General features: G+C 66.8%; 1 protein-coding gene. It reads right to left on the bottom strand.

Annotated elements, in window-relative coordinates:
- Positions 1-201 precede the first annotated feature (201 nt).
- Positions 202-1562: IS30 family transposase (locus tag ACJ8AT_RS39455; RefSeq protein ID WP_407743160.1), on the bottom strand; the 1361-nt coding region annotated here is incomplete at its 5' end.

Here is a 1562-nt window from a genome sequence, read left to right as displayed (position 1 = left end):
GTGTTGAGACTCGTTGCTGTGAGTAGGACGCGCCGGCGTTCCTCTCCTGCTCCCACCGACGCAGCCGGGTCCCCTGGTCATGCGGCCGTGGGGGAGTGGTGGCTTGCGTTGCGGAGGAGGGGGCGGGTGGGGTGTGCCCAGGCGGGTGGTCTGGCCCACGGCACCCCGTTGATCATCTCGAGCTCCCAGGTGCCGGCGGATTCAGGGAGTCCTCGCAACACCAGCCGGTGGGGTGGACAGTAGCTGGTCGAGGGCCTCGGCGGGTGTTCGCCATCCGAGCGTCTTTCGTGGACGCCCGTTCAGGGCGGCAGCTATGTCTAGGAGGTCGTCGGCTGTCTGCAGCGATAGGTCGCTGTTCTTGGGTAGGTATTGGCGCAGAAGCCCATTCGTGTTCTCGTTCGTTCCCCGCTGCCAGGGACTGTGCGGGTCGCAGAAGTAGATCTCCAGGTCCGCATCGATAGCCAGTTCAGCATGCTGAGCCATCTCGATACCTTGATCCCATGTCAGGGATCGGCGAAGCTGCTCCGGCAGTGTTGTGATCGTTCCAGCTATGGCTTCACGGACCGCGAGAGCGCCATGCCCGGTCCATCCGCGATCCTGTTCTCCGGGGGCGGCGGGCGCGAGGTCATTCAAACGAGGCAGGTGCAGCAGCATGGTGAAGCGTGTGGTGCGCTCCACGAGTGTGCCGACCGCCGACGATCGCGCGCCGATGATGAGGTCACCCTCCCAGTGGCCCGGGACGGCTCGGTCATCGACTTCGGGCGGTCTCTCGCTGATCAAGATCTCGGGTGGGATCTGCCGCTTGCCCCGAACGCCCGGACGCTTCCTGGGCTTGCGCAAAGCCCTGCCCGTGCGTAGGCAGGAGGCCAGTTCACGACGCAACGCTCCTCGTCCTTGCACGTAGAGAGCCTGGTAGATCGCCTCGTGAGAGATGCGCATGCTCTCATCGTCGGGGAACTCTGACGGCAGCCGGCGAGCGATCTGCTCTGGGCTCCACAGTCCTCGACGACCTGCGCACCCAACTCGCCGACACCCGCACCACCGCGCCACGGTTGACCCGGGCCGGTGGCCATCGTCCTGGCCGCTCAGCTTGGCTTGCACGTAGTCGCGCAGGCGGCCATTCACCGCCAGTTTGCTCTGTTTAGGCCGGCGAGCTCGCCTCTCGCTGTGCCATTGAGCCGTGCTCGCTCGATACTCGAACCGGCCACCGCGGGTCGCAGCGTTGCGGCGAATCTCCCGAGAAATCGTCGATGGAGCTCTGCGCAGCCTCCGGGCTACGCTCCGAACGCCCACGCCCTGAGCACGCAGGATAGCTATCTCCTCGCGCTCGGCGAACGATAAGTAGCGACCAGAAGGCTCGTTCAGGCTGATCGGCGCCATGCCGCCACCGTCCTTGAACCAGCGGCTGGCCACGGGGACCGACACGCCGCACTCCCGGCCAGCAGCCGCCGTTTGCCACCCCTCGCCGACCAATCGCCAGAAACGCCGCGCCACCTCCCGCCGGTAGGCCGCGGGCCGGCCGACCGACCCCACCGATGCCCGCCCCGCCCGATCCGAGCGAC

The organism is Hyalangium sp. (assembly GCF_045802625.1).
GTDB lineage: Bacteria > Myxococcota > Myxococcia > Myxococcales > Myxococcaceae > Hyalangium.
The sequence above is the reverse complement of the archived record's forward strand: the minus strand, read 5'-3'. Positions and strand labels throughout refer to the sequence as shown.